We start from the raw sequence: 26,036 nt of genomic DNA, 5'->3' as shown, positions 1-26,036 counted from the left end.
CTTACAGACGTTCGGCGAGGTCGGCGGTGGTCCAGGGACCCTCGCTCTCGATGGTGTTCACACCGTGCCAGCCGGCGAGTTCCGTGATGGCCCCACCCTGAACGGCATACACCTTGCCGGTCAGCTTGCAGTCCGCTGCCGCAAGATAGGCCACCAACGGGGAGATGTTGGACGGCGCAAACGCGTCGAACTCACCCTCGGGGACCTCGGCGGCGAACAACGCGCCCATACCGGGTGTCGCCAGCGTCAGTCGAGTACGCGCGATCGGCGCAATAGCGTTGACGCGCACACCGTATCGATCGAGCTCGTCTGCGGCCACCAGAGTCAGGGCTGCGATGCCCGCCTTGGCGGCGCCGTAGTTGCCCTGGCCCGCGTTGGGCATGAAGGTACCCGAAGCCGAAGCGGTGTTGATGACCGAAGCGTTGACGGTCTCGCCTGCCTTGCTCTGGTCCTTCCAGTACGCGGCAGCGTGGTGCAGCGTCGCTGCGTGACCCTTGAGGTGCACGGCAATGACTGCATCCCACTGGCTCTCGTCCATGCCGGCAATGAAGGCGTCACGGAGAATGCCCGCGTTGTTGACCAGTACGTCGAGTCGGCCGAACTCGCTGACGGCCTGCTTGACGAGGCCCTCGGCGCCGTCCCAGGTGGCGATGTTGTCGGTGTTGGCAACGGCCTTACCGCCTGCAGCGACGATCTCGTCGACTACCTGCTGCGCCGGGCCGGCATCTGCGCCCGATCCGTCGTTTGCGCCGCCGAGATCGTTGACCACGACGCTCGCACCCTCACGAGCGAAGAGCAGCGCATGCTCACGGCCGATGCCGCGTCCTGCTCCGGTGATGATCGCTACGCGACCGTCGAGACTTCCCATCAGTTCAGATTCCCATCAGTTCAGTTGTCGGACATGAAGACTCATTTGTCGGCGATGACCGCGAGGCCGTCCTTGATGACGAGGTCACCGACCGCGCTGGTTTCGTACGAGTACGACGTGGCTCCGTCTGCCGAACCCGACTTGTAGAACACCGTCTCGATGTCCTGGGTCGGGAGTACGGGCTTCGCGAATCGCACTGCGAGACGGCGCAACCGCTCGGTCTCTCCGCCCGCCAGTTCGGTCAGGGCTCCCCACGACGTGAACGCCATCGTGCACAGTCCGTGGTTGATGATTCCGGGGAGACCGGACATCCGAGCGATCTCCTCGTCGAGGTGGATCGGCATCGGATCGCCGGAAGCCGGTGAGTACCGGAATGTCTGGTCCTCGTCGATATGCTGGTTCACCACCGCTGCGGGACTACCAGCGCGAAGAGCGTCGTCGAATCGGTGTTCGGGAGCCTTCTCACCCAGGCCTGGGCCTGCGTCGACCTTGCGGAAGAAGGCCGTCATCCACTGCTCGTTGACCAATTCACCCTTGTCGGTTTTGGTTTCGACGTAGATGACGACGGTGGAGCCGTTGTCCCGGCCCTCGAATCCGATGGGCTTGGCGCGAGCGACCAGATGGTCACCGGGGTAGATCGGACGGTGGAACAGGAAGTCCTGCTCACCGTGAACGAGCTTCATCAGCAGTTCGACCGGCGCCACCGACAGCGCAGCGGGTGCCATCGACATGAAGACGGGTACCACCGCGAAGACCGGTGGAGCGATCTCGCCCTTCAGGTGTCGCTCGATGGGATCGTTGGTGGCAGCCGCGTATTCAGCGATGCGCTCGGCTGTCACCTCGAAGTGCTCCGGATCGGTCCATACGTCCAGCCCGGACGTATCGAATTCGACCGCGTTGGTCTTCGGTGTCGTCATTGAGCCGTTACCCGACCAGCTCGGCGAACTTGGCCAGCGAGGCCTCGAGATCAGCCTTGGCGTTCTTGGCTACTGCCTTGCCGATCGGCCCGACGATCATGGTGCCCTTGAAGCTGGCGTCGACGGTTGCCTTCGAACCGGCACCGTCGGCCTCGACCGAGAGAACGAATTCGACGGTGACGCCGGCCATTCCGGTACCGGCAATCTTGACCATCTTCGGAACCTCGACCTCTTCGACGGTCCACTCGATCTTGTTTGCCATACCCATCACGGAGACGACCTCGGTGAACTTGGCGCCCAACGCAACCTGGGTGGGGAGTTCACTCTTCCAGCCCTGGTGAATGGTGAGCCACTCTTCCCAGCGAGACAGGTCGGAGAGCGCATCCCAGGTCTTCTCGGGGGATGCGGGCAGTACAGCGGAGACGGAAACGGAAGCCATGATGAAACTCCTAGTGGGTAGCTGGCGGGTTGTGGGTGTGATTCAGCGTGCGTAGGGCTTGTATGCGGTCACGACAACTGCGCCGCCGAGTCCGATGTTGTGCTGGAGCGCGACCTTCGCGCCGTCGACCTGACGCTTGTCGGCGGTTCCGCGGAGCTGCCAGGTGAGTTCGGCGCACTGGGCAAGGCCGGTTGCGCCGAGGGGGTGACCCTTGGAGATGAGGCCGCCGGACGGGTTGACCACCCAGCGTCCGCCGTAGGTGGTGTCGTCGGCGTCGACGAGCTTGCCGCCGTCACCTTCTGCGCACAGTCCGAGCGCCTCGTAGGTCAGCAACTCGTTGGTGGAGAAGCAGTCGTGGAGTTCGATGACGTCGACGTCGTCGGCGGTGATCCCGGCCTGCGCGTACACCTTCTCAGCGGCCTTACGGGTCATGTCCGCGCCGACGAGACTGATCGCGCTTTTGTCCTCGAAGGTGCTGTTCATGTCGGTGACCATGGCCTGCCCGACGATCTCGATCGCCTGAGCAGTGAGCCCGTGCTTCTCGACGAATGCTTCGCTGGCGATGATCGCCGCGCCGGATCCGTCCGAGGTAGGCGAGCACTGGAGCTTGGTGAGCGGGCCGTGGATCTGGCGTGCTTCGAGGATCTGCTCGAGGGTGTACTCGTCCTGGAACTGGGCATACGGGTTGTTCAGTGAGTGCTTGTGGTTCTTGACGGCGATCTTCGCGAACTGCTCTGCAGTGGTCCCGAAGCGTTCCATGTGCTCGACGCCCGCGGCGCCGAACATGTACGGAGCGGGCGGCATCGCGAACTCCTGCAGCTCGGCGAGAGCGAGGAGGTGCCGCATGAGTGGCTGTTCACGGTCGTCGTAGGTGGATCCGAGGGACCCGGACTGCATCTTCTCGAAGCCCAGCGCCAGTGCGCAGTCGGCCTGACCGCTCTTGACTGCCTGCGTGGCGAGGTAGAGCGCGGTCGATCCCGTCGAACAGTTGTTGTTGACGTTGACGATGGGGATGCCCGTCAGACCCAGCTCGTAGACAGCCCGCTGACCTGCGGTGGACTCGCCGTAGACGTAGCCGACGTATGCCTGCTCGACCTCGGTGTAGTCGATACCCGCGTCTTCGAGCGCCTTGGTACCCGACTCGCGTGCCATGTCGGGGTAGTCCCACTCGCGGGCTCCCGGCTTCTCGAACTTCGTCATGCCGACGCCGACGACAAAAACCCTGTTACTCATTGCCACTCCTGAAGAGAACGGTATCTGTGTGTGACACGCTGTCCCACCAAAGTATGTGAGACATCTTGTCCAGTCAATGGCGGGGTGAGTATCGTTCGATTTATGACAAAAACAGCCGAGTCGGCGCAGCCCGACGGGCGCAGCACTCGCTGGAACGATCACAAGGAGCAGCGCAAAGCGCGGATCCTCGACGCAGCACTCGATGCAGTCAACGAAGGTGGCGCCGACGTCGGCGTCCAGCAGATCGCCGAGCGCGCCGACGTCCCACGTTCCGTTGTCTACCGGATTTTCAAGGATCGAGCCGACCTCGACGAGCAGCTGCGAGTTCGCATCCTCGAGATGATGATGACCGACCTGACACCCACCCTCACGCCGCAGGGTACGGTCGGCGAGGCTATCTCACGGGCAGTCGAGACCTACCTCCAGTGGATTGTGAAATACCCACGACTGCACCACTTTTTAGGCAAGGGCTCGCCGAGCACGCGGGCCACCGGTTCGAAAGTGGTGACCGGAACCAAGACGGCCATCGCCGTGCAATTGGGGAACCTGTTGGGTGCGATCCTCGCCAGCCGCGGCAAATCGTCGAAGATGGCGGAGCCCTTGGCTTTCGGCGTCATCGGATTGGTCGACGTCAGCGTCAACCGTTGGCTCAGCCAGCCGGGTTCCGATGTGACCAGTGCGGAATTGGCCGAGTTCCTCGGGCGCTCCATCTGGCAGGTTCTGGACGGCAATCTTCGGAGCATCGGCGTCGACATAACTCTGTCGACTCCGATCGCCGACCTGTGACAGTTACCGAACTACCCTGGGCACTCGACGGACGTGGACTTCAACTGATCCGGGTTCCACCACTCGCCCTCCACGCACTGGGTGAAGACAACGCCACTCTCGCAATGGAACTCGAACCCAACCTCCTGACCGCGTATCTCCTCGGCGAAGAATGCCAGGGCTTGTGGTGCTACCGGAGCAAGCAGATATCCGGGAACCCACTCGACAGCGCGTGGATCACCCGCATCGCCGTCGATGCCCGCACCTCGACGCCGGTGGGGTTGGCCGGATTCCACGGTCGCCCCGATGCGCGCGGGATGGTGGAGATCGGATATCGCATCGACCCGGCATTCCGGCGACTGGGCTACGCACGAACTGCCCTCGAGATACTTCTCGACGTCGCGAGTCGCCAATCCGAAGTGCATATCGTTCGAGCGACCATCAGCCCGGACAACATCGCATCGCGAAATCTGATCAGCCAGTACGGTTTCAACGAAGTCGGTGAGCAGTGGGACGAAGAAGACGGTCTGGAGACCATCTTCGAAATCAGTGCCTCTCCGGAACCGTGACAGCCGTCAACCCGCTGGTGCTGTCGGCCCAGTGAATGGCACGGTCCTCCAGCATCACTGGTGTCCACAACCTGTAGGTCTTCACCTGATGGTGATGACGACACAGGCATTGGAGGCTGCTCGCAATGGTCCACCCACCGCGTCTCGGATCGGAAGGATCGAACTCGGCGATGTGGTCGAGTTGGCACCTGTTCGCGGGCACCGAACAACCAGGGAACCGGCAGTGACCGTCGACGGCCCGCACCCATGCGGCCAGAGCCGCTCCCGGAGCATAGGTCAGCGCGCCGGGAGGTGGATCAGGTTGGGCGCCATGCCCATCCGATCTTCGAACTATGTCCGGGGCTCGCGCGACCAACCGTTGCATCGCCCGAATCCGATCTCCGCAGCCTTTCGGTTCGCGACTCAGGCGATCACGTCGGGTGACAAGCGGCAGGACAGTCGGAGCATGTTGCCGACGCGGTCGATTCCCGGCGGCCTGAGAGCGAAAGTCGACAAACAGTGCCTGCCAAGTGGAATCGGCGGCAAGCTCGCGAGCAAAGTCGGGATCGATTGGCCCGTACCCGTCGATACTCGCGGGATCTGACGTCAACCCGAGGAGCGTCGCCAGATCGCACACGATGTGCAGCAACGGCTTCCGACGTGAGGGCGCAGTTGATCGACCTGATGGGGATGCTGCCTCGCACGTTTCGCTGCCACACTGGCAAGTCAGCCCGTTCTCACCGTGCAGGAGAGCAACCAGCGCGTCGGCCCGGCGCGTCGAGGCATTTCGTGGATCGTGGTTGCAGACGCTTCCGGCGGCCTCGTTGATCAGGCCAAGCGCTTCGACAGCCTCGTTCGCGCTGAGTGTTGCCTGCAACTGGGCGAGTCCGTGACGGTCTGCACGCGTGCGAACATCGCGGTGTTCCAGCATTTTCCGGCGACGTTCGGCGGCAGCGTCCGGATCGTAGGCAAAGAGCTGACGTTCAATGTCGCGCTCCAGTTGCCCGGGCGGAAGACGGTGCGCCGAGGCAAGTACCCGGCGCTCGAGTGCTGCGATCGCCTCGGGGTCGACCCCGGTGAGTCCGTCGACAATCTTGCGCACGCGCGCATAGTCCAGCTCGCCGGCAGCAAATGCGGCCTTGGTGAGCGGAAGGAACTCGCGCAAGGCGTCACCGATCTCGATGTGAACTTCGGCTGTGCGCCGCGAACACGTGAGCATGACCGCGATCTCGTTGCACGCGATCCGCCACGCCTTGTCGACATCACCGGACACGTCGAGTTCCGCATTGAATCTCGACTCCGACAACATGGATGCACCGAGCACCTTCTGTGCGGCCAGCATGTTCTCGCTCTGCGCCGTTGCAAAGAGCATGTCCGGCAGCACGAGTGGATCGACGACAGGACGGCCGTCATCTACGACTGCCCCCACACCGCCCGTCGATCCATTATCGAACATACATTCGACACTAGACCTGCCCACCGACAAGAAAGCTAGAGTGCCGGTTTGTATCCCTTACCCTGCATCCAGGCGAGCACATCCAGCACCCGGATCGCCGGAATGGCATCGTCCAGTCCGGCCCGAACTCGCAAGTCGAGCAATCGCACGTGTAATTCTCCGTCGTGCAAGGCCTCTCGTACCGGTTCCACATGGGCAGCCTTCGTTCCCAACTCCCGCCCGATGACGTCGTCGTAGATCGGGTAGAGCCGCGGACGCTTGCGTGCGATCAGTTTGGACGCCATGGTTCGCCCGACGCCGTGAATCTCTCGAAGCGCCGTCTCCAACCGCCACACCGGAGATTCCGGAGTGAAGGGATCGGGTTCGTTCGACAGATCGCGATCGGGGCCCACGTCGGCCAGGAGTCGGTTCAGTTCGGCATTGTTCTCCCCGAGTAGGAAGAAGGCCCCTTGCGCCGGAACCTGAACCGACAGAAGCGTCACCGCAACAAGATCTTCCGCGGTAAAGATGTTCGCATCACGATCGCGGTTGCCACTGGGATCCCAGGAATCCCACAGCGCACCGGTACGGAGATAGCCCGTCTTTCGGAGCGGCCTCGTGAAGTATTCCTGCAGCACGTCGACCGCGCCGGCATCGTCCCCGTCTCGCAGCACACGCGGGAGGCGGATGGGCAACTGATCAACCATGGTCGAGCGACCTTTCCAGTACATATTTGGCGAACCCGGAGTTGTGATATTGCCGAAATGGGCCCTTGCCCTTGGCAACAAGATGCTCCGCGAGTGGACGTACCGTCGTCACATCGACAGGCAGTAGGGCGAACTGTTCCAACGCATCCGAGTCCTCGAGACTGCAGTCGATCACGGTCCCGTCGCCGTCGGCGGACGCCAACTCGGTGCGTCTGATGGCGACCAGATCGTGCTTGGCATCGAGTTCTTCGATGCTGCAGCCGGTTCGCGATTCCAGTGCCGAACTGGATACGTACACGGACATGACGTGCTCGATCGGCTTACCGCCGACCAGATGGCACTCGACGCTCAGAATCTCCATCGGACCGATGTTGAGTGTGAACAAGCGATGGCGCTCCGCCGATCGATTTGTCGACGGCAGGCAACTGATCGTCCACTGTTCGATCTCGACGGCGGCCGGAGCGTCGAACGCGTAGGAGAGAACCTCGGCAATCAGCTCGGCAAGATCTTCGAAGAGCGGGTCGCGCTGCAACCGCTCGAAATTCTCGACAGAAGCGGCGGGACGCACAGGCGCCTTGCTCACGCAGGTCCCCTCTCGTCCGGTGCTTTGCTCTCAGACCTCGCGTCCAAGGTACCCAGCCCTACGCGGGTCTCGCGCGTTCGCCCTCACATACACCCTCGCGTTATGGTTCTCGACACGCACCACCGCCTTACCGATCGCTAACTCGAGGAGCACACGAAGTGGAAATCAAGGGAACCGCAGCACTGGTCACCGGAGCGGCATCAGGCCTCGGCGCCGCAACAGCCAAGCGCCTCGCCGACGCCGGCGCTACCGTCTTCGGCCTGGATCTGCCCGCGTCGATCGAGCGCGCAGGCGACAACGTCCCCGCCGGCGTCACCCTCATCCCCACCGACGTGACCAGCGGCGAAGACGTCGAAGCAGCGATCAACCAGATCGTCGAGTCGGGCTCCCCGCTGCGTATCGTCGTCAACTGTGCCGGTGTCGGCTGGGCCGGACGCATCCTGTCCAAGAAGGGTCCGCACGACCTCGAGCTGTTCCGCACGGTCATCACCGTCAACCTGCTCGGCACCTTCAACGTCATGCGCCTCGCGGCCGACGCCATCTCCAAGACCGAGGCCGTCGACGAGTCCGGCCAGCGTGGCGTCGTCATCAACACCGCTTCCGTTGCTGCCTTCGAAGGACAGATCGGCCAGATCGCGTACTCCGCTTCCAAGGGCGGCGTGCACGGCATGACTGTTCCGGCTGCCCGTGACCTCGCGCAGTTCGGCATCCGCGTCAACACCATCGCCCCCGGCATCATCGACACCCCGATGCTCGCAGGCGTCACCGACGAGTACCGCAAGGGCCTGGAGGCCGGCGTTCCGTTCCCGTCCCGCCTGGGCCAGCCGTCCGAGTACGCGCAGCTCGCGCAGATGATCGTCGAGCACGACTACCTCAACGGCGAGACCATCCGCATGGACGGCGCTCTCCGCATGGCGCCGCGCTAACTTCCCTGCTGTGCGCCTTTATTAACCGCCCGCGGTTAATAAAGGCCCACGGTTGTCAGAACGAATGAAAATACCCACCGCTGGATTGGGCAGTTGCGCTGAGGTACTCGGCCACTTCCGTCGCCGGCATCGGTCGGCTGACGTAGTAACCCTGAACCAATTCGCAACCGGCGGTACGCAAGAGACTCAATTGGTCGGCCGTCTCCACGCCTTCCGCCAATGACTGCATACCGAGCGCCTTCGCCACCTCGACCACCGAAGTGACAACTGCCGAATCACCCTCGCTCAGTTCGGTGATGAACGACCGGTCGATCTTGAGAATGTCCAACGGCAGTTTCTTCAAACTCTCGAAAGACGAATAGCCGGTTCCGAAGTCGTCCAGGGCAATCGCAATTCCGGTGGCACGCAGGCGATCCAGCTCGGCGACGGCAAGCTCCTCTACCGCTCCCGTCTCTGTGATTTCCAGCTGAAGCCGTTTGCTGGACAGACCGGATGCCTCCAGCGCATCGTTGACTGCTGATCCGAAGCCGGACGACATCAGTTGCACCGGAGAGACGTTCACCGTCACATAGGTGTCATCGGGCCAGGTCGTCGCTTCGGCGCAGGCCATGTGTAAAACCTGAAGCCCCAGCGGGACAATCAAACCCGTCTCTTCCGCGACATCGATGAAAATGCGCGGCGCAAGCACTCCCCGCACCGGATGGTTCCAGCGCAGCAGTGCCTCGAAACCCTCGACGCGGCCGGTGTCCGCACGAACCTGCGGTTGGTAGTACAGCTCGAACTGCCGAGACTCGATCGCGAGCCCAAGCTCTTGCAGGGCCGATGCTCGTTCCCTGGCCCGCGCGCGCAGCACCGGCGAGTATCTTCCGACCCGGTTCTTGCCGGCGGATTTTGCGGCATACAGCGCCAGGTCGGCGGACATGACAAGCGTGTCCGCGTCTTCGGAATCTGCCGGTGAGCTGGCATAACCGATCGATGCACGAACCTCGATGCGATTCCCCCGCACGAAAAACGGCTCACGCAGTGCGCCCAGATAGCGAGCAAACACCTCGCCGCCGTCCCCTGTTCCCCGCAGGACGACGCCGAATTCGTCGCCCCCGATTCGCGCACACATGGCGCCACTGACCACTCGATTGAGCCGTGCAGCAACGGAAATCAACAATTTGTCACCGACGGGGTGTCCTAACGTGTCGTTCACCGACTTGAAATTGTCCAGGTCGAGGATGCCGACAAGAACCTGCTCGCCGGTCCGGACAGCGCCGAGCGCGTCGGACAGCTCCGTGCCGAACGTCCGGCGATTCGGGAGCCCGGTCAGTCCGTCGGTTGCAGCGAGCCACAGAATTCGCCGCTCGTAGTTGTACTTCTCGGTGATGTCCGAGCCCACGCCTCGCCAACCAACGAACTCCATGGCCTCGGAAAGCCTGGGATGACCCGACAGCGACCACCATCGGTCGACGCCGCCGACACGAACGGGAATGACGACCTCTCGAAACGGCATGAGGCGGTCGAGGTGATCTCCGATGACGTGGACCGCGGCTCGTCCACTCTTCGTCGAACCGACGTCGAGCCAATCCAACAATCCGCGCAGCGACAGGGTTCGCAGGTCGGAGACAGAGACTCCCGAGATCTGCGACAGCCGAGCGGAGGTGTGCGACAACGTCCCGGTGGTGTCGACTTCCCACAGCCAGTCGCGTGACCCGCCCTCGAAATCGTCGAGAAGCAAACTGACCATCTGGCGCTCGGCAGCAGCCTCGAACTCGGCAAGACAACGACTTCGGAACGACGCCCACAGATAGACAACGCCGACGCACAGAATACTGATGTAGACAACGAGTTGAAACGAAAGGACGAAGTACTCGGCCGTCGCCCCGGCAAGCATGACGAATAACAATCCCAGGCCGTGCACCAGAATCCAGGCCAAACCCAGCGACCGAACAGTCGACAGCGCAACTGCACCGGCACCCACCACACCGGCGATGGTCGCGATCAGAACCAGCTTTCGTGAACCGTCTATCACCGGAAGCATCTCGGCCGCGAGGATCGTGTACAAAACACCCAGCAGTACCACTTCGAGCATGAGTGCCCAGTAGTCGTACCGGGTCGTGTGCTTGGGCGAATACCTCTCTCCCTGAATGGCCCTCGGCAGCCACACACGCACCGAATTGAGGATGACTGCGAGCGCTGCCGCTCCCCAGATCAGGCGGAACTCTTCGTGTGCCGGCGGCACGACATAGGCCAACAAAGCGCACGCACTGAAGAAATTCGCGACGTTGGCCAGCGGAGCTACCGTTGTCACTTGACGGACCTGGCGAGAGAAGAGGTCGCGCCGCTCGACGTCAGACAGTTCGGCGTCGCTCGCACTCGAAGTCAGCCTGCTCAGCATGCAACACCCTCCATCGTGGAGCCGACCAGATGAAGGTAGCGCGGATGCGGGCTCGGGACACACGATGACGAGAAACTACGAATTGAAACACACTGTTAAATAGGATGTTTCAGACAATAGCGACAGAACGGATCGGCGCTACAACTCGGAAGCCAGCGGAATTTCCTTCTCCGCGCGGTCCGTCATCCACTCACGTAGGACCTTGGTGGCAATGACGTCGTCCTCGTTGTACTGCAGGATCCGCGTCCGTTGCGTCTCGTCCGGCTCACCGTCGTAGCCGACCGCCTCGCGGTACCACGCCATCGACGCTTCACCACCGGCTTCGGCGTCACGCCAGTTGAACCCGGCGACGGGGGCAATCTTCTTGAGCCCCTTGCCGTTCGGGCAGATGAACTGATCGCTCACCGCTTGATAGATGTCGACCCACTGCGGACTGTCGATGAACTCACGAATCTCGTCCTTGCTCGGAATCCCGGGCTCGCCGGCAAACCTGCGCGCCGAGTCCAACAACCACTTGTCCTCGGCCGAACGCGAATAGCAGTACGCAGCAAAGGTTTTACCCGAAGCAGCGGCTGCGGCACGCTCCGCCATCAGCCAGCCCCAGAACTCCGCGAACGACCGCGCCTCGTCACGCGTCGGCAGCGGATCCCACGTCGCAAATCCTCGATACATCGAGAAGCCACCGACATTGAGCAGCGTTCCCCACAGGTAGGCGCCGTGCTCCTGATAGCTCTCCATGTCGACGTCGATCTCAATGTCCGCCCGAGTCACCGAGATCTTCTCGAACCGCCGCACCAACGGAGCATCTGCCAACCACGCCTTGGCGATCACGACTGCGTCGTCGAAATTTCCGTGCGGCCAATCCTCGAGCGGCTCACCGTCCCAGGCGGCCAGCTGATCTATCGTGTTGCAGCCGACGTCGCGCAGAAGCTCAGCTCGCGATCCGACAGCCACCAGGCTGACATCGCGGTTGCGAACCAACTCCTGCTTGCATTCGGTCCACCACGGGCACGACTTGCACTCGCTCACCTGTGACGGAGACGTCAGCACCTCACCGCGGGCAACAGCGATACGGTCGGCGAAACGCTCGTCGTAATCGTCGAGAATCGCACTGAGGTCGTGGACGAGGACGCAGTCTCCGTTGTATCCGATCGCGCCTGCCGTGAGCGACGGGCTCGCCAGCCCACGACGCTCGAGCATCCGATAGACCTGCGCGACGCGCATCTGATCGCGGACCTGGCTGCGGACCTTGCGCTTGGGATCGACCGCGGGCTCCCATTCGAGGAGCCCCGAGGTGATCGCGCCCTGGCCGGGATCGGTCACCTTGTGATTGACGACAATGACGGGGATGTACCCGCCGCCCTCGTCGTCACGGACGAGCATTTCGCAGCGGCCCTTGCGTCCGGTGTCGCGCTCGACGGGCAAGACCGCGCCCCAGATCCGGTCCGCGCCGGCCTCACAGGCAGCAAGAGTGTCACGAGCCTGAGCCGACGCCGATTGATCGGGGTTGATCTTCACCCAACGCTCGGGAGCAGCACCGATCACCAGTTCGGCGATCTCCGCGCGCTTCGCGATCGCGGCATCCTGGCGCTGCTTGACGCCGGTGTCGACGGGTTCCGAAGCCGATTTCCCGGGAAACAACCCGTCCAGACGCACCCGATGACGGCATCGGGTCAACGCCCCCGAATCGATGATCGGGAGCTGGGGCGCGGGGTTGTTAACGGAACACACGATGACGAAGATTATGTGCTCCCCTAGGCTGAAGCCGAAGCGCAGGTACCTGGCAACACACAAACACCTGGAAACGGGGTCCTTTTCGATGGGGTTGTTCAAGAAGCGAAAGTCTCGTGCCACCCGCAAGGCGGAGGCAAAGGCTCTCAAGCACAAGGCTGAGGTCGAGGCGAAGCTCAACGCCAAGAGCCAGCGTAAGCGCGACAAGGTCGAGACCAAGTCGCTCAAGAAGCTGGAGAAAGCCGAGATCGAGTCACAGCACAAGATCGAAAAGGCGCAGATCGCGACCCTGAAGGCGCAGGAGAAAGCCGCTGCGAATCAGGGCCTGACTGTCGCCAAGGTGCGTAAGTACCTTGGTGTGGCACGTCTGCTTGCCCCCGTTCTCCTGCCGATCGCCTACCGCGCTGCCACGGCTGTGCGCGCCCAGCTCGACACCACGCGTGCACAGAAGATGGGCATCGCCGTCGACCAGCTCGGTGACTACACCGGTCACGGCGCGAAGTTGAGCGCTCGTATCGCCGGCGCCGAGAGCTCGGTCACCGAGATCCTCAGCCGCAAGCCCGACGATGCGGAGACGCAGCGTTTTGCCGCCGCCATCCGTGAGCGCCTCGGCGATCTCAGCACGGCAGTTCGCGCTGCCGAGCAGATGCCGCAGGCTCGCCGTAAGGCAGCTCACCAGGCAATTTCTTCCGAACTCGACGGCGTCGAAGCAGATCTGCTCGCACGTCTCGGCGTGCGCTAGACCTGAGAACGCCAGTGAGAGCAGCCGAGCAGACCGCGACCCTCCGGGGGATATCTGTCGGTTCCGCTTCGGCTGCTCTCGCTGTCGCCGCGCATGGAATCGGCGGAGGCGAGCTGCCACAGTCGTCGTCGCTGACCCTGCTGCTCGCCGTCTGCGCAACCGTCGGCGCCGTGACGGCCACCCTTCCCGCCCTCTCCCGGGGGCCCGCTGCCCTGATCGTGGCTCTTGGCCTGGGTCAGCTTGCCGCCCACACCACCATGACGCTCTCCGAGCACGCTCATTCGCCCGCTCCGGGATTGGTGATGCTCGGTGCTCACGCCGGTGCCACCGTCGCCTGTGCGGTCGCGGTCCTGGCCGCCGAGCGCCTCTACCGCGTTGTCACCCACGCTCTCCACGTCGTCCTGGCGTCCTTGGCTCCCGCCGCCGTCACTTCCCGCGGCCACACCGTCTCGACCGGAATCCATCACGGACCCGTCGACGCCCTTCTTCGCGCCAGCATCTCGCGGCGCGGTCCTCCCGCCCTGGTCTGAAGATTCGTAGAACTCCCCACCCCTTCACCAGACCAAGAGGACACTTCCCGACATGAAGAACACCCTGATTTCGCGTGCGGTTGTCACGACCGTCGCTACCGGCAGCGCTGTGCTGCTGGCCGCCGGAATTGCTTCAGCACACGTCAGCGTCGTCGCACCAGGAGCTACGCAGGGCGGATACTCCGTTCTCACGTTCCGCGTGCCCACCGAATCCGACACCGCTTCGACCACCAAGCTGACGGTGGCCCTCCCCGACCTCAAGTCGGCACGCACCGAACCGATGCCCGGTTGGACCGCCGTCGTCGAGAAGGACCCCACCTCGCTGGTCGCGAAGTCCGTGACGTGGACGGCCGACCCCGGCGTCGGAATCGCCCCCGGCCAGTTCCAGCAGTTCGTTCTTTCCGCCGGCCCGCTGCCGGAGCAGGAAGAGGTCGAGTTCAAGGCCGTGCAGACGTACAGCGACGGCAACGTCGTCAACTGGGATCAGGAAGAACTTGCCGACGGCAGCGAGCCGGACAAGCCCGCGCCGACGCTGACTCTCGCCGCATCCACCGGCGATGCTCACGGAGCGCCTGCTGCCGATAACACTGCCGAGACGTCCGCTGCTTCCGAATCTTCTTCGTCAGACAACACCGCGCGCTGGCTCGGCGGCGTCGGCCTGGTGCTCGGCGCCTTGGGCGCTGCACTCGGCCTCGGCGCACTGGTCAGGAGCAAGCGCTGATGAGTACCCGGATCAAGGTCATCGCCGTCGGCATGCTCGCGATGCTGGCCACGATGCTCGGAATGGGCACGGCCAGTGCGCACTCCGCGGTTGTCGGCTCCAACCCGGAAAACGGCGCGTCCATTCAGGTTGCGCCTGACAAGGTTTCGGTCACGTTCAACGAGGCTCTGCAGGCGCAGTTCGCGGCACTGACGGTCACGGGCCCGGACGGCAACCTCTGGACCAAGAGCGATCCGTCCGTCGAAGGACCCACTGTCAGTGCAGACCTCGGCGATCTCGGGCCGACCGGCGTCTACACCATCGCGTACCGAGTCACTTCCGCCGACGGTCACCCCGTCAACGGAACCCTGACCTTCACCCTCACCGAGGCGGGGTCGGGCACTCCCGGCGCTGCCGCCGCGTCGAGTACGGGTGAGTCGGAGTCCGGCAGCATGCCGGTGTGGATCTTCATCGTCGCCGGCGTCGTCGTGTTCGGCGGTGCGCTGTTCTTCGTGCTGCGTAAGCCGAAGTCGAGCTGATCGCGTGACGGGTACGGCAAACAGGTGGTGGTTGCTGTTTGCCGTACCCACAGCTCTGCTGGGAGTCCTCATCGCCTGGGGCCTCGCGAGTCCGTCGGGACCCGAATCGTCGAGCACTGTCCGCGTTCTCGCGATCGGATGCGGCTCGTTGACGCTCGGCATCGCGACGCTTGCCTGGATGGGCCGCAGTGAACGCCGTCCGGCAACAACCCCCGCGATCATGTGGACTCAGCTCACCGCGGCGGCAGCGGTTTGGCTCGTCGCCGAGATCACGCTCCTCGTGCTCAATGCCGCAGCCGCAGACGGCGCCCCGGTCACCTCACTGACCATCGGGCACTTCGGCGCATTCGTCTCCGAGGTCAACGTCGGCCGCGTCGGTGTCGCGATCATCGCGTGCGCGTTTGCCGTGGTCTGTTACGGCATCTACGGGTTCACCAATCCCGAGACGGTGCCGGTCGCACCGGCATTGGTCGTCTCCGCGTTGGCGCTCGCTGCCCGCCCGATCACCGGGCACATGGCGCAGCAGAGCTTCGGATCGATCCTCGACGCCGTTCACGTCCTCGCTGCGGCCTTGTGGTTCGGCGTGCTCGCCGCACTCGCGCTTGCCGTACCGTCGCGCGGTGCCTGGGCGATCTGGTTGCCCAGGTACTCCGCCCTCGCCTGGCGATGTGTCCTCGCGTTGGTCGTCACCGGTATCGTCAACGCCGTCGTGCGACTCGACTCGCTCTCCGCCTTCTACGACACCGCTTACGGCCGGGTGATCCTCGCCAAGATCGTGGCGATCGCAATGCTCGTCGCACTGGGATGGTGGTGGCGCCGGACATGGGTGGTCGCAAGTGCTGCACACCGCATGAGTTCGGACGGATCCCTGCGCCGCGCCATCGGTGAAGTTGTCTTCATGGCCATCGCATTCGGGCTCGCCGCGGCCCTTGCGACAACTGCGTAAGACGTGCCTCAGCACAAGATTTCGTGACCCGCACATTTAACGTTTCACGTCGAGATTTAACCTCTACGTGAGTTTATTTTCCCAGCTTGCGGCGGTTTCCGGCCACCCTTAGCGTTGCTCGCATGACGGAGGCCCAACGCTCGTTTCTCGTCTGCGCTTCGCAGCGCAGTGGCAGTACTTTGCTGGTCGAATCCCTGCGAGCAACAGGGGTCGCGGGTGAGCCGGAAGAGTTCTTCCAGTACCTCCCCGAGACCTCGCGTTCGCCGCAACCGAGGCAGTGGTTCGAAGACGTCACGGACGAGTCCGTCTTGGGTCTGCTCGCCCCGTTCCACCCGGGTACGCCGGACACCCGCACCTCCGAGCAGTGGCGCACACAACTTCTCGAACTCGGCCGAACACCCAACGGAGTCTGGGGCGGCAAGCTGATGTGGAATCAGACACCGCTCCTGCTCGATCGCGCAGCCGGATTGCCGTGGCGCAGTGGGACAGATCTACGTTCCGCACTCCACGACACTCTCGATCACGACCTGCAGTTCATCCACGTCTATCGAGAAGATGTTGTCGCTCAGGCTGTATCGATGTGGCGAGCCGTGCAGACGCAGGTCTGGCGCGACGACGCGACCCCACCGAATCTCTCGGACGGTGCGCAGTACAACGCGCTCGGAATCGCACACCTGGTGACGATTCTCGGTGAGCAGGAACGACAGTGGAAGCGCTGGTTCGAGGAAGAGGACATCTCCCCCATCGAGATCGGGTTCCGCGATCTCACCGAAGACCCGCAGTCCGTGGTCGCAAAAACCCTCATTTCCCTCGGTCTCGACGGACAACTGGCCCCACCACCGCCGCTGCGTCGTCAGAGCGACGGACGCTCCCGCGAATGGGTGCAGCGTTATCGCATCGACGCCGAACAGAACGGATACCCCGTCACATGAGCACCGTCACCGATGTTGTCGACGAACTCCGAGTTCTCGAATCCGAAGCGGTTCACATCATTCGAGAGGTGGTGGCAGAACTCGAAAGACCGGTACTGCTCTTCTCAGCCGGCAAGGACTCGATAGTCCTGCTTCGACTCGCCGAGAAGGCGTTTCGACCCTCCCCACTCCCTTTCCCGGTCCTTCACGTCGACACCGGTCACAATTTCGAGGAAGTCATCGAATTTCGCGACCGCCGAATCAAGGAGGGCGGGCACACACTTCTGGTTGCTTCCGTTCAGGATTCGATCGACCAGGGTCGAGTGCAGGAGTCGACCGAGACCAGCGGATCGCGAAACCGCCTGCAGACCAGAACTCTGCTCGACGCTCTCGAAGGCGGGCGATTCGACGCCGCATTCGGCGGCGCCCGCCGGGACGAGGAACGCGCGCGAGCCAAGGAACGAGTCCTGAGCTTCCGTGACGAGTTCGGCCAGTGGGACCCTCGGGCGCAACGGGCCGAACCATGGTCGCTCTACAACGGTCGGATCAGACGCGGAGAGTCCGTTCGTGTCTTCCCGCTGAGCAACTGGACAGAACTCGACATCTGGCGCTACATAGCCCAGGAGGAACTGGAACTGCCGCCCATCTATTTCGCGCACGAACGGCGGGTATTCGAGCGCGACGGAATGCTCCTCGCTGCTTCGGAATTCAGCACCGACGCCGAGAACGCCGCGGCAACGACCGAGTGGGTGCGATATCGAACCGTCGGCGATCTGACCATCACCGGCGCCGTTCGATCGCACGCCACCACCATCGACGACGTCGTCACCGAGATCTCGGCCGCGACGGTTTCCGAACGAGGCGAGACTCGCGCAGACGACCGAACCTCGGTCGCCGCGATGGAAGACCGAAAGCGTGAGGGCTACTTCTGATGACCACCACCATCACTCGCCAACTCCTGCGGCTGGCCACGGCGGGTAGCGTCGACGACGGCAAGAGCACGCTGATCGGCCGACTGTTGCACGACACCGACAGCCTGCCAACCGATCACCTCGATTCCGTGACCGACGAGCACGGTGTCGCCGACCTGGCTGCACTCTCCGACGGATTGCGCGCCGAGCGCGAACAGGGCATCACGATCGACGTCGCGTACCGATTCTTCTCCACTCCGACCAGAAGTTACGTACTCGCCGACACCCCGGGACACGAGCGCTACACGCGCAACATGTTCACCGGCGCGTCCAACGCCCACGTAGCGGTCCTGCTGGTCGACGCGAGAACCGGCGTGCTGCGTCAGACGCGTCGACACGCCAGAATCGCAGCGCTACTTGGTGTTCCGAACCTTGTGGCCGTGGTGAACAAGATCGATCTGGTGGGCTTCGACGAAGCGAGATTCGCGCAGGTACAGGAAGAATTGCGGGTATTGGCACGCCAGCTCGGGCGAGGCGACGTACTTGCCATCCCCGTCTCCGCGAAAGCCGGCGACAATGTCGTGACCCGCTCGGAGAACACCGAGTGGTACAACGGGCCGACACTTCTCGAATATCTCGAAGGCGTCGAACTCCATGCGCCCGCGACCCACATCGAGGAACTTCGGCTTCCCGTGCAGTGGGTTTCGCGCCCCGATCCGCAGAATCGGCGCCGGTACACCGGCCGAATTTCGGCGGGCACACTGAGCGTCGGAGACGAGGTAGTGGTACTGCCGTCCGGATCGAAGAGCACCGTGATCAGCCTGGACACCCTCGACGACAACCGCAGTACTGCCGTTGCACCACTGTCGGTTTCGGTGGAACTGGCCGACGACATCGACGTCGGACGTGGCGACGTTCTAGTCAGCGGCGGTGCGCAGGCCCATTTGCCGGTTCTGGCCCGAGAACTCGAAGCCACGATCTGCTGGTTGTCGAACACTCCATTGCGAGCCGGCGATCGGATAGCGCTCAAACACACGTCCCGGACCGTGCGCGCGACGGTTCAAGAACTGCACACCCGACTCGACCCCGAGACGCTCGACGAGCAGGACAGCCCAGTCGAACTGGGGCTCAACGACATCGGAACGGTCACGCTCCGAACCAGTTCCGTGGTGGTCGCCGACACCTACGACCACAATCGGGACTCCGGCGCTTTCATTCTGATCGACGAGCAGAGCAACGACACCGTCGGCGCCGGCACCATTCTCGAGCCACGCGTTGTCGTTCCCGGTGAGCAGACCCGCAACGACATCAAGTGGCATCCGTCTTCACTCGAACGTCAGCGGCGGTGGGCGTCGACGACCCAGAAGGGCGCGACGATCTGGTTGACCGGCCTGCCTGCCTCCGGAAAATCCACCGTCGCCGTGGCTGTCGAACGTGCGCTGGTCGACGCGGGACGCACCGCGTATCTCCTGGACGGTGACAACGTCCGCCACGGTATCTCCGACGATCTCGGGTTCTCGCCGGGAGACCGGGCCGAGAACATCCGGCGCGTCGGGCATCTCACTCGGCTGTTCGCCGATGCCGGCGTCGTGGCCATCGCGTCGATGGTCTCACCGCTGCGTTCGGATCGAGCAATTGCGCGTGCTCTCAACGAAGCTGCCGGGCTCACCTTCCTCGAAGTTGCCGTCACCACTCCCGTCGAAGAATGCGAACGCCGAGATCCCAAGGGCCTGTACGCGCGTGCGCGGGCCGGTGAACTGAAGGGGCTCACCGGAATCGACGCACCGTACGAGACTCCGGAGGACCCGGACCTGGCTTTCGACACGACAGGCGCTGACATCAACGAACTGGTCGGGCGGGTCATCGCATTGTTGGAGGAGCGCGAAACCGGTAGGCCCTAGGGGTTTTCGGTGTCCGACTCGAGGTAACCGCGGTCCGCACTGTAGGCGGACCGCACGTTGGGTCGGACACCGATCTTCTCGAGGTACGCCGCCATGCGATGCACCGCCATCGCGCTTCCCAATGCCTCGTCCGGGAGACGATCATCCGTTTCGGCGCGCCACGTGTGAAGCTGCGAGGACAATTCCGCCTGTATTGCCGAGACTTCCGGTCGATCGATCAGATTGATCTTCTCGTCGGGGTCGGCACGGAGGTCGTACAGCTCCCGGGGTGCGCGTACCGCCAGATGCTCGGTGCCGAGCGCCTTTCCGGAAAGACTGTCCTCGATGTCGAGCGGTAGATCCAGAGCGGGGCGGACGGCGTAGTTCTCGATGTAGCTGTAGTCCTTGGTGCGCACCGCGCGAATGGGATCGAAACTGTCGTGAAAGGTCTTCTCCGTGAACAAGGCGGTTCGGACAGGTTCGGACGGCTCGGTTCCACGATCGACGAGGGCATCGGCGTGCGAGCGCCCTTCCACCTCGGTGGGGACATCGATACCGAGGAGATCGAGAATGGTCGGAACAAGATCCACACCGCTGAACAGTGTCTCGTATTCCTTTCCGCCACTGCGATACCGAGCCGGAGGCCGAGCGATCAACGCAATCCCGGTGCCCGGTGCGTAGAGCGTCGACTTGGCACGTGGGAACGCGGCGCCGTGATCGGTGAGGAAGAAGACCCACGTGTTCTCGTCGAGCCCCTCTTCCTCGAGCGTCCCGAGCAGATCACCCACCGCGGCGTCGGCTACCTCTACGCTGCCGTGGAATTCGGCCAGGTCCTCGCGTACCTGCGGCACGTCGGGAAGATATCCGGGCACCTCCAGCGCTGCGGTGTCCGCCGGGGTATAGCGATCGGCCGGGTACGGCCGATGCGTTTCGAAGAACCCCGTGGTGAGAAGGAAAGGCTCGGGCGGGAAGCGTCGTAGCCAGTTCTGGGCACGCGGAACCACGTAGTCGCAGAACGAGTTCGTGACGTCGTACTCGTGATAGCCAAGTCGCTTCGGGTACGCAGTCTCGTGCTGCATGCCGAAGAGCGAGGTGTACCAACCGTTGTCGGAGAGGATCTGCGGAAGCGTCTGCACCTCAGCGTGGTACTCCCAGCCGTGGTGCGCCAACCCGATCAGACCGTTGTTGTGCGGATACCTGCCCGAGAAGAGAGAACCGCGCGAAGGTGAGCACAGCGGCGCCGTCGCGTGTGCGTCGGTGAACCGGATGCCCTCTGCCGCCAGCCAGTCCAGGTTGGGGCTGTTGACCCCGGCGACACCGTAACTCGCGAGGTGTCGGCCCAGGTCGTGCCAATGAATGATCAGGACGTTATCTCGCGCAGCCGACACGTGGGCAAGGCTAGTTGCCCTGCCCACGTGCGGCAACAGCTCGAATCAGCAGGATCTCAACTGTTTCTGCCGAGCTGCCTGATCCAGGCGCGGGTGTCGGCCGGGTCGATGACGTCGTCCAGTTCGAACGTGGTCGCCGCCATCAGCGCCTTGCCCTGTGCGTAGGCCAGTTCCACGAACTGACCGAACAGAGTTTCCCGAGCCACCGGATCTTCGACGGATTCGAGTTCCGTGCGGAAACCGAGACGCACAGCACCTTCCAGACCCATCGGCCCGATCTCGCCCGTCGGCCACGCGACCGTGAACTCGGGGGCGTGGAAGGAACCACCGGCCATTGCCATGGCGCCCAACCCGTAACCCTTGCGCAGGATGATCGTTCCGAACGGCACGGTGAGGCGAGCACCGGCAACGAAGAACCTGCCGAACCTTCGAACCGTCGCCTCCTCCTCCGAATCCGGGCCCACCATGAATCCCGGTGTGTCGCACAGCGTCACCAGAGGGATGCGGTGCGCTTCGAGCAGTTCCAGGAAATCCGAAGCCTTGTCCGAGGCTTCCGCGTCGATCGCTCCGCCGAGATGCTCGCTGCTGTTCGCCAGCACACCGTACGGAACTCCTTCGACACGAACGAGTGCGGTGACTACACCGCGTCCGTAGTCTCGACGCAGTTCCAGGACGCTGTCGACGTCCGCGATTGCGTCGATCGCTCCACGAACGTCGTACGAGCGCAGGCGATTCTCCGGCACCACATGCCGCGAGAGCCGCGGATCCGGAGCCGTCCACTCTCCGCTCGCACCCTGGAAGTAGCCGAGGTACTGCTTGGCCAGCGCCACCGCATGAGCGTCGTCGTCAGCCACCAGGTGTACGACGCCGTTACGGCGCTGCACGTCGATGGGGCCGATGTCCTCGGGGCGGAAGTTTCCGAGCCCGCCGCCCTCGACCATGGCAGGGCCTCCCATGCCGATGTTGGCGTCAGGCGTCGCGATCAGTACGTCGCAGGCACCGGCCAGGGCCGCGTTGCCCGCGAAACAGCGCCCGGACACGACAGCGACCATGGGTACGCGGCCGCTCAGCGCCGCCATGGCACGGAAGGTCCCCAGTTCCAGGCCCGCCCCTGCGCCCGCGTCGGTGTCACCGGGGCGACCGCCGCCGCCTTCCGCGAACAGCACTACCGGAACTCGCTTGCGATCGGCGATCTCGAGCAGGCGGTCGGTCTTGGCGTGATTGCGCATGCCCTGGGTACCGGCGAGCACCGAGTAGTCGTACGAGATCACGACGCTCTCGCCGCCGCTGATGGTCGCCACTCCGCCGATCAACCCGTCGGCAGGAGTGTTGGCGATCAGGTCTTCCTCGCTGCGTCGACTGCGCTGCGCCGCCAGCGCGAGAGCGCCGTACTCGACCAGGCTGTCGTCGTCGACCAGGTCGTAGACGTTCTCGCGAGCAGTCCGGCGTCCCAGCTTGTGACGCTTCGCCACGGCTGCGGGCCGGGCCGGGTCCAGGGTCACCTCGTGGCGAGCGATGATCTCCGCGAGATCGGGACGCACGTCGTCGAGGTCCACCTCGTCGACCTCGGCGAGCTTCGATCCCGCGCTTGCACTACGGACGACGAGCAACGGTTCGCCCGCGCCCACCGACCTGCCCGGTGACGACAGGACCCGGACCACTTCGAGATCACCGGGCGCCGAGAGAACATGCTGCATCTTCATCGCCTCGAGGACGGCAACCTGGCCACCCGCATGGACGCCGTCACCGACTGCCGCGAGTTCGACGACGATGCCCGCCATCTGTGCACGGACCACATCCTCGTCAGGTGCCACGTCCACGTTCGAGGAGGGCGTTTGTGGGCCCACTTCGGGGACGAGGTCCGCCAATCGAGAACCCAACCAGTCGACGTCGACCAGACCGTCGCGGAAGTCCTTGTCGGACAGTATTGCCTGCAGAAATTCGAGGTTGGTCGCCACACCGTCGATGGCGAACTCACTCAGAGCAGCAATCGACTTACGCACCGCGGCAGGGAAATCCGATCGACGCGTGTGGGTGACGACCTTCGCCAGCAGCGAATCGTAACGCGCACTCGGCGAGAGCCCGACCATACCGAAGGTATCCACGCGCACGCCGGGCCCGCCCGGAGGACTGAAGTTGTCGAGCGTGCCGGAGGACGGTAGCGCATTGCCGTCCGGCGTCATGGTTTCCATGTTGACGCGCGCCTGTATCGCGATCCCCGACGCCGACGCCACGGATCCGACTGTCTCCGAAACCTTCTCGACAGCAGTGATTCCGGTTGGCAGGTCCAGGTCCTCGAACGGAACTCCGTCCGCGATAGCGAGTTGCACGGCGACGAGGTCGATTCCGGTGACCTCTTCGGTCACCGTGTGCTCCACCTGAATTCGGGGATTGACTTCGAGGAAGACGAATCCGCGTTCCTCGACCAGGAACTCGACCGTCGCGATGCCTCGGTAGCCGACCTCGGCGCACAGCCTTGCGGCCGCAGCGTGAAGACGCTCGCGCAGGGCCCCCGACAGCCCCTGCGCGGGCGCAACCTCGATCAACTTCTGATGCCGACGTTGGACGCTGCAATCACGGTCACCCAGAGCGAGCGCGTGGGTTCCGCCTTGCCCCGGCGCCGCCACGATCTGCACTTCGATGTGCCGAGCGTGCTCACTGAGTACCTCGGCGAACAGTGCCGAACTGCCGAATCCCGACTGGGCTTCGGCCGCACACACACGGTACGCGTCGTCGAGCGCTTTCGGGTCGCGCACCGCGCGCATGCCGCGGCCACCGCCGCCGCTGAGCGCCTTGATCATGATGCCGCGGGAGTTGCGCTCGAAGAATTCACGCACCTCGTCGAGGTCGGCGTTCGCCGATGTCGACGGCAGGACCGGTACGCCGGAGTCGACCGCCGCAGTGCGGGCGCTGGCCTTGTCGCCGAAAGTCCGGAGAACCTGGGCGTCCGGGCCGACGAAGACGATGCCCGCCTCGGTACACGCCTGCGCGAATTCGGCATTCTCACTGAGGAATCCGTAGCCCGGGTGCACGTGCGTGGCGCCCGTTTCGGCCGCGATCGTCAGCAGTGCGCTCTGATCCAGGTACGCGGATGCGCCCGACGCTCCGAGCGGCACCGACTCCGTGGCCGCCGCGACGTGCGGACTGGACGCGTCGTCCGCGGCGTACACCGACACCGTTTCGATCCCGAGTTCACGGGCAGTTCGAATGATCCGCAGCGCGATTTCGCCGCGGTTCGCAATCAGCAGTCTCACTTGTCCCCCTGAGTGCGCTCGAACAGATCGCCCTTGCGCACCTTTCCTGTTGCAGTCATCGGAAGCGCCTCGAGCACTTCCACTTCGGGCACCTTGTACGTAGCCATGTTCTCCTTGGCCCACGAGACGATCTCATCGGCCGCGGTGTCGGAACCCTCGACCAGCTGGACAAACGCAAAAGCCACCTGCCCCTTGTCCGGGTCCGGTTTCGGTACCACCGCAGCCTTTTCGATCGCGGGATGCAGCATCAGCAGCGCTTCCACCTCGGAGGGAAAGACACTCATGCCGTTGGTCTTGATCATTTCCTTGTTTCGCGCCAGGTAGTGCAAACCACCACGCTCACTGAACTTTCCGACATCGCCGGTCTGCAACCAGCCGTCACGGATGGCGTCGGCGGTGGCAGCCTCGTTGCGGTAGTACGCGGAAAGGATCGACGGACTGCGCACGATGATCTGTCCGTGCTCACCGACGGGAACCGGCCTGCCGTCGTGATCGACGATCAGAACGTCGGTACCGGGCACCGGAATTCCGCAGAACACCGGCTCGCTTTTCAGGTCGTAGTCGCCGTCCTGGAAACCGAGAGTGATCGTGTCCGCGGTGTGGGTTTCGGTCATTCCGTAGCTCGCTTCACGCAGAACACCGCCGGTAGCCTCGCGCCACCGCTGGCGCGTGGCCGGATCGAGTTTGAGAACAAACGAGACTGCCATGGCGTTCTGGAGTGTCGAGAGATTTCGCTCCGAAAACCCTGATGTGTCCATCAGTTCGACGTAATTGTCGACGGTTCCGACCAGCGAAGTCACACCGTAGGTCTCGACCGCGTCGAGCGTGGTCTCCGCATCCCAACGATTCAGCAGGACAACGGTTCCGCCGTTGACGAGCGGAACCAGAATGCCGAAGTCCTCACCCGCGATCCAGAAGATCGGCAGAAACACCAGGGATACCGGCGGATTGGCGCCCACCTGGTCACCACCGGCAAGCGTCGCGGTGGCCGCGGTGTAAACCATGTGGCGCTGAGTGTGCTCACAGCCCTTGGGCATTCCCGTCGTTCCGCCCGTGTAGTTCAGGGCGGCGAGGGAATCGAGTTCGGTGGCAACGGGAGTCGCCCGCTCACTGGTGATGATCGACTGCCAGTCGCTCAGGCGCGGATCGTCGACCTCGAAGGGCAGTTCGACGGTGGGGATCGCAGTCAGCATGTCCGATACTGCGGTCTTCGCGACGTGTTCGAGTGAAGTCTGTGAGCGAACCTTCTTCACCAGCTTCGAGAAAGTGTTCTGCGTCAGTAGGACCTTGACGCCGGCATCGTTGAGTTCGTGAATCAATTCGTGTTCACGGAAGAGCGGATTGATGGGCACGTGAACCGCACCGACCTTGAGAATGCCGAGCATCGCGATGTGGAACTGCGGGCAGTTGACCAGGTGAACGCCGACACGATCACCTCGTTCGACTCCGAGTGAAAGTAGCCATCCGGCAAAACGATCCGAAAGCTCGTCGTACTCGGCGTACGTGATGACGCGGCCGTAAAAGACGATTGCGGGAGTATCCGGCCGCTCGAGCGCCCAATGCCGCAAGTAGTCGACAAGTCCCCCGCCTTCGAGCGGATACTCGACGGAGCGGGGAATCCCAGCGGGCCAATGCGCCTGCTGCAGCGCAGTGATTTCCGCCAGAGCCGCTTCGAGCACGTCTTGTTCTGCCACCGATCA

23 protein-coding genes are annotated in these 26,036 nt (G+C 63.5%); 11 read left to right on the top strand and 12 right to left on the bottom strand.

The features are described 5' to 3' along the window. Window position 1: 1 nt before the first annotated feature. Genes AC3WQS_RS14345 through AC3WQS_RS14330 form a run of 4 tightly spaced genes read right to left on the bottom strand, consistent with a single transcriptional unit; the run spans window position 2 to window position 3,457 of the window. Window positions 2-868 carry an SDR family oxidoreductase gene (locus tag AC3WQS_RS14345; RefSeq protein ID WP_007735961.1) on the bottom strand — a complete coding sequence of 289 codons (867 nt, stop codon included), beginning with the start codon at window positions 866-868 and terminating at the stop codon, window positions 2-4. 41 nt (window positions 869-909) lie between these two features. After that, a complete protein-coding gene (locus AC3WQS_RS14340) occupies window positions 910-1,785 on the bottom strand; it encodes a MaoC/PaaZ C-terminal domain-containing protein (protein WP_019746344.1) in 876 nt (291 codons plus the stop codon). Window positions 1,786-1,792: 7 nt separating this feature from the next. Beyond that, complete coding sequence (locus AC3WQS_RS14335; protein WP_019746343.1) at window positions 1,793-2,224, bottom strand: type II toxin-antitoxin system Rv0910 family toxin; 432 nt, start codon at window positions 2,222-2,224, stop codon at window positions 1,793-1,795. A 42-nt stretch (window positions 2,225-2,266) separates the two neighbouring features. Beyond that, window positions 2,267-3,457: a lipid-transfer protein gene (locus AC3WQS_RS14330; protein WP_064073614.1), complete on the bottom strand. Its 1,191-nt coding sequence runs from the start codon at window positions 3,455-3,457 to the stop codon at window positions 2,267-2,269. Between the two features lie 102 nt (window positions 3,458-3,559). On the opposite strand from AC3WQS_RS14330, the gene AC3WQS_RS14325 reads away from it, so the two are divergent. Together AC3WQS_RS14325 and AC3WQS_RS14320 are read left to right on the top strand one after the other, a co-directional pair. Then, entirely contained in the window at window positions 3,560-4,243 is a 684-nt protein-coding gene (locus AC3WQS_RS14325; RefSeq protein ID WP_020905717.1) for a TetR/AcrR family transcriptional regulator, read from the top strand. Beyond that, on the top strand, window positions 4,240-4,791 hold the full coding sequence (locus tag AC3WQS_RS14320; RefSeq protein WP_492712064.1) for a GNAT family N-acetyltransferase: 552 nt from the start codon (window positions 4,240-4,242) through the stop codon (window positions 4,789-4,791). Before AC3WQS_RS14325 ends, AC3WQS_RS14320 begins: the two co-directional genes overlap by 4 nt. On the opposite strand, the gene AC3WQS_RS14315 is transcribed toward AC3WQS_RS14320, so the two are convergent. The 3 genes from AC3WQS_RS14315 to AC3WQS_RS14305 are packed head-to-tail and all read right to left on the bottom strand — an operon-like array spanning window position 4,769 to window position 7,495. Then, window positions 4,769-6,226 (bottom strand): HNH endonuclease signature motif containing protein, encoded by a 1,458-nt coding sequence (locus AC3WQS_RS14315; protein ID WP_492712062.1) that lies wholly within the window; start codon window positions 6,224-6,226, stop codon window positions 4,769-4,771. The two genes, AC3WQS_RS14320 and AC3WQS_RS14315, sit on opposite strands and share 23 nt — an antisense overlap. A 35-nt stretch (window positions 6,227-6,261) precedes the next feature. Continuing rightward, a complete protein-coding gene (locus AC3WQS_RS14310; RefSeq protein ID WP_084325541.1) occupies window positions 6,262-6,912 on the bottom strand; it encodes a DUF6308 family protein in 651 nt (216 codons plus the stop codon). Continuing rightward, window positions 6,905-7,495: a hypothetical protein gene (locus AC3WQS_RS14305; RefSeq protein WP_020968068.1), complete on the bottom strand. Its 591-nt coding sequence runs from the start codon at window positions 7,493-7,495 to the stop codon at window positions 6,905-6,907. Before AC3WQS_RS14305 ends, AC3WQS_RS14310 begins: the two co-directional genes overlap by 8 nt. 158 nt (window positions 7,496-7,653) lie before the next feature. Between AC3WQS_RS14305 and AC3WQS_RS14300 the strand changes: the two genes are divergently transcribed. Further along, window positions 7,654-8,421 (top strand): SDR family NAD(P)-dependent oxidoreductase, encoded by a 768-nt coding sequence (locus AC3WQS_RS14300; RefSeq protein ID WP_020905712.1) that lies wholly within the window; start codon window positions 7,654-7,656, stop codon window positions 8,419-8,421. A 55-nt stretch (window positions 8,422-8,476) separates the two neighbouring features. On the opposite strand, the gene AC3WQS_RS14295 is transcribed toward AC3WQS_RS14300, so the two are convergent. Then, window positions 8,477-10,804, bottom strand: a complete 2,328-nt coding sequence (locus AC3WQS_RS14295; RefSeq protein ID WP_492712061.1) for a putative bifunctional diguanylate cyclase/phosphodiesterase — start codon at window positions 10,802-10,804, stop codon at window positions 8,477-8,479. Between the two features lie 138 nt (window positions 10,805-10,942). Continuing rightward, entirely contained in the window at window positions 10,943-12,499 is a 1,557-nt protein-coding gene (locus tag AC3WQS_RS14290) for a TM0106 family RecB-like putative nuclease (protein WP_031330991.1), read from the bottom strand. 124 nt (window positions 12,500-12,623) lie between these two features. On the opposite strand from AC3WQS_RS14290, the gene AC3WQS_RS14285 reads away from it, so the two are divergent. The 8 genes from AC3WQS_RS14285 to cysC all read left to right on the top strand — a co-directional run bounded on the left by AC3WQS_RS14285 (window position 12,624) and on the right by cysC (window position 19,715). Continuing rightward, the gene (locus AC3WQS_RS14285; RefSeq protein ID WP_003944178.1) at window positions 12,624-13,277 is read left to right on the top strand and encodes a DUF6474 family protein; all 654 of its coding nucleotides are present in this window, start codon (window positions 12,624-12,626) and stop codon (window positions 13,275-13,277) included. 14 nt (window positions 13,278-13,291) lie between these two features. Then, on the top strand, window positions 13,292-13,807 hold the full coding sequence (locus AC3WQS_RS14280) for a hypothetical protein (protein ID WP_019746333.1): 516 nt from the start codon (window positions 13,292-13,294) through the stop codon (window positions 13,805-13,807). A 52-nt stretch (window positions 13,808-13,859) separates the two neighbouring features. After that, window positions 13,860-14,528 (top strand): YcnI family copper-binding membrane protein, encoded by a 669-nt coding sequence (locus AC3WQS_RS14275; RefSeq protein WP_020905708.1) that lies wholly within the window; start codon window positions 13,860-13,862, stop codon window positions 14,526-14,528. Continuing rightward, window positions 14,528-15,046 carry a copper resistance CopC family protein gene (locus AC3WQS_RS14270; protein ID WP_020905707.1) on the top strand — a complete coding sequence of 173 codons (519 nt, stop codon included), beginning with the start codon at window positions 14,528-14,530 and terminating at the stop codon, window positions 15,044-15,046. Before AC3WQS_RS14275 ends, AC3WQS_RS14270 begins: the two co-directional genes overlap by 1 nt. 4 nt (window positions 15,047-15,050) lie before the next feature. Next, entirely contained in the window at window positions 15,051-15,992 is a 942-nt protein-coding gene (locus tag AC3WQS_RS14265; protein WP_019746330.1) for a copper resistance D family protein, read from the top strand. A gap of 122 nt (window positions 15,993-16,114) precedes the next feature. Continuing rightward, the gene (gene stf0, locus AC3WQS_RS14260) at window positions 16,115-16,924 is read left to right on the top strand and encodes a trehalose 2-sulfotransferase (protein WP_019746329.1); all 810 of its coding nucleotides are present in this window, start codon (window positions 16,115-16,117) and stop codon (window positions 16,922-16,924) included. Then, on the top strand, window positions 16,921-17,835 hold the full coding sequence (gene cysD, locus AC3WQS_RS14255) for a sulfate adenylyltransferase subunit CysD (RefSeq protein ID WP_019746328.1): 915 nt from the start codon (window positions 16,921-16,923) through the stop codon (window positions 17,833-17,835). The genes stf0 and cysD overlap by 4 nt, the downstream gene beginning before the upstream one ends. Next, window positions 17,835-19,715 carry an adenylyl-sulfate kinase gene (cysC, locus tag AC3WQS_RS14250; protein WP_021342384.1) on the top strand — a complete coding sequence of 627 codons (1,881 nt, stop codon included), beginning with the start codon at window positions 17,835-17,837 and terminating at the stop codon, window positions 19,713-19,715. Before cysD ends, cysC begins: the two co-directional genes overlap by 1 nt. On the opposite strand, the gene AC3WQS_RS14245 is transcribed toward cysC, so the two are convergent. Genes AC3WQS_RS14245 through AC3WQS_RS14235 form a run of 3 tightly spaced genes read right to left on the bottom strand, consistent with a single transcriptional unit; the run spans window position 19,712 to window position 26,030 of the window. Then, a complete protein-coding gene (locus tag AC3WQS_RS14245) occupies window positions 19,712-21,082 on the bottom strand; it encodes a sulfatase family protein (RefSeq protein WP_492712057.1) in 1,371 nt (456 codons plus the stop codon). The genes cysC and AC3WQS_RS14245 overlap by 4 nt on opposite strands. Window positions 21,083-21,138: 56 nt before the next feature. Then, on the bottom strand, window positions 21,139-24,336 hold the full coding sequence (locus AC3WQS_RS14240) for a carboxyl transferase domain-containing protein (RefSeq protein ID WP_492712056.1): 3,198 nt from the start codon (window positions 24,334-24,336) through the stop codon (window positions 21,139-21,141). Further along, a complete protein-coding gene (locus AC3WQS_RS14235) occupies window positions 24,333-26,030 on the bottom strand; it encodes an AMP-binding protein (protein ID WP_492712055.1) in 1,698 nt (565 codons plus the stop codon). Before AC3WQS_RS14235 ends, AC3WQS_RS14240 begins: the two co-directional genes overlap by 4 nt. Window positions 26,031-26,036 lie beyond the last annotated feature (6 nt).

Source organism: Rhodococcus sp. FW305-130 (assembly GCF_058788335.1).
Note: the sequence above shows the minus strand (reverse complement) of the source record. Positions and strands in the feature narration are given on the sequence as shown.

Excerpts from the sequence above, each read along its gene's own strand:
- stf0 (WP_019746329.1), top strand. The coding sequence starts at position 16,115 with ATGACGGAGGCCCAACGCTCGTTTCTCGTCTGCGCTTCGCAGCGCAGT.
- AC3WQS_RS14310 (WP_084325541.1), bottom strand. The coding sequence starts at position 6,912 with ATGGTTGATCAGTTGCCCATCCGCCTCCCGCGTGTGCTGCGAGACGGG.
- AC3WQS_RS14340 (WP_019746344.1), bottom strand. The coding sequence starts at position 1,785 with ATGACGACACCGAAGACCAACGCGGTCGAATTCGATACGTCCGGGCTG.
- cysC (WP_021342384.1), top strand. The coding sequence starts at position 17,835 with ATGACCACCACCATCACTCGCCAACTCCTGCGGCTGGCCACGGCGGGT.
- AC3WQS_RS14295 (WP_492712061.1), bottom strand. The coding sequence starts at position 10,804 with ATGCTGAGCAGGCTGACTTCGAGTGCGAGCGACGCCGAACTGTCTGAC.
- AC3WQS_RS14325 (WP_020905717.1), top strand. The coding sequence starts at position 3,560 with ATGACAAAAACAGCCGAGTCGGCGCAGCCCGACGGGCGCAGCACTCGC.
- AC3WQS_RS14270 (WP_020905707.1), top strand. The coding sequence starts at position 14,528 with ATGAGTACCCGGATCAAGGTCATCGCCGTCGGCATGCTCGCGATGCTG.
- AC3WQS_RS14335 (WP_019746343.1), bottom strand. The coding sequence starts at position 2,224 with ATGGCTTCCGTTTCCGTCTCCGCTGTACTGCCCGCATCCCCCGAGAAG.
- AC3WQS_RS14285 (WP_003944178.1), top strand. The coding sequence starts at position 12,624 with ATGGGGTTGTTCAAGAAGCGAAAGTCTCGTGCCACCCGCAAGGCGGAG.
- cysD (WP_019746328.1), top strand. The coding sequence starts at position 16,921 with ATGAGCACCGTCACCGATGTTGTCGACGAACTCCGAGTTCTCGAATCC.
- AC3WQS_RS14330 (WP_064073614.1), bottom strand. The coding sequence starts at position 3,457 with ATGAGTAACAGGGTTTTTGTCGTCGGCGTCGGCATGACGAAGTTCGAG.
- AC3WQS_RS14315 (WP_492712062.1), bottom strand. The coding sequence starts at position 6,226 with ATGTTCGATAATGGATCGACGGGCGGTGTGGGGGCAGTCGTAGATGAC.
- AC3WQS_RS14345 (WP_007735961.1), bottom strand. The coding sequence starts at position 868 with ATGGGAAGTCTCGACGGTCGCGTAGCGATCATCACCGGAGCAGGACGC.
- AC3WQS_RS14275 (WP_020905708.1), top strand. The coding sequence starts at position 13,860 with ATGAAGAACACCCTGATTTCGCGTGCGGTTGTCACGACCGTCGCTACC.